Here is a 1,317-nt window from a genome sequence, read left to right as displayed (position 1 = left end):
TGTCAAGCCCCGGGTTTGATGGAGAGTTGGTTAGCTGGTTTTTAGGGGTGCGGTGACCGGGTGGGTCATCGCGTGTAGCGCCTCGTGTTCGGCGGGCGGGATGTGCCCGAGCTCGCCGTGCAAGCGGCGGTTGTTGTACCAGTCGATGTACTCGACGGTGGCCATCTCCAGGTCATCGAGCCCGCGCCACGGTCCCTTGTTCCGGACGAGTTCGGCCTTGTACAGCGAGTTGAACGCCTCGGCCATCGCGTTGTCGTAGGAGTCGCCCTTGGAGCCGACGGAGGCGACGGCGCCGGCCTCGGCGAGCCGCTGGCTGTAGCGAATCGCTCGATACTGGACTCCCCTGTCCGAGTGATGGACCAGTTTACGCAGGTCAGCACCCTGATTCTCGCGGCGCCAGATTGCCATCTTCAGCGCGTCGAGAGCCAGATCCGTGTAGAGGCTGGTGGCGACCTGCCAGCCGACGATCATGCGAGAGAACACGTCGAGAATGAACGCGGCGTACACCCAGCCCACACTCGTGCGCACGTAGGTCAGGTCGGCGACCCACAGATGGTTCGGACGTTCCGCGGTGAAGTCACGTTTGACCAGGTCACCCGGGCGACCGGTCTCGGCTGCGGGCCGGGTCGTACGGGGTGACTTGTCGCGCAGCAGCCCACGCAGCCCAGACTCGCGCATCAGCCGCTCGACGGTGCACCGGGCCACCCGCACACCGCGTCGGCGCAGCTCGTGCCAGATCTTGCGAGCGCCGTAGACGCCGTAGTTCTCCGCGTGGATCCGCTCGATCACCGCGGTCAGCTCCTCATCGCGCCAGGAGCGGGCGCTGGCGGGGCGGGTCTTGGCGGCGTAGTAGGTCGACGGTGCGATCTGTGCCGGCGTGTCTTGCAGCGCCTGCAGGACCGGCTGGACACCGTGTTCGACCCGCTGGGAGTCGACGAACTCGACCTTCATCGCGACGGACGGTCCAACTCCGCCGCGAAGAAAGACGCCGCGGAGCGCAGGATCTGGTTCGCCCGCCGCAGCTCACGCACCTCCCGCTCCAACGCGGCGAGGCGTTCCACGTCGCTGCTGGTCGTGCCCGGCCGGTCGCCGGCGTCGGTCTCGGCCTTCTTCACCCACGTGCGCAACGCCTCCGGGTGAACCCCGAGCTGACCGGCGATCCGACGGATCGCTCCGACCGCGGACGCCGGATCCCGACGGGCCTCGACCGCCAACCGGGTCGCACGCTCACGCAACTCATCGTTGTACTTCTTCGGTGCGGGCATCGCCGGTGTTCCTCCCAGGTTTCGATGTCTCCATCAAACCCGGTGCGGAACA

1 pseudogene is annotated in these 1,317 nt (G+C 67.0%); it reads right to left on the bottom strand.

The annotated features are described in order from the left end of the window. Positions 1-30 precede the first annotated feature (30 nt). Positions 31-1,265, bottom strand: a pseudogene (locus NFX44_RS33200) (IS3 family transposase). Positions 1,266-1,317 lie beyond the last annotated feature (52 nt).

Origin of the sequence: Micromonospora sp. MA102 (assembly GCF_025460765.1) — a bacterium.
GTDB classification, from domain to species: domain Bacteria; phylum Actinomycetota; class Actinomycetes; order Mycobacteriales; family Micromonosporaceae; genus Micromonospora; species Micromonospora halotolerans.
This window is presented reverse-complemented; position numbering and strand designations above follow the sequence as displayed.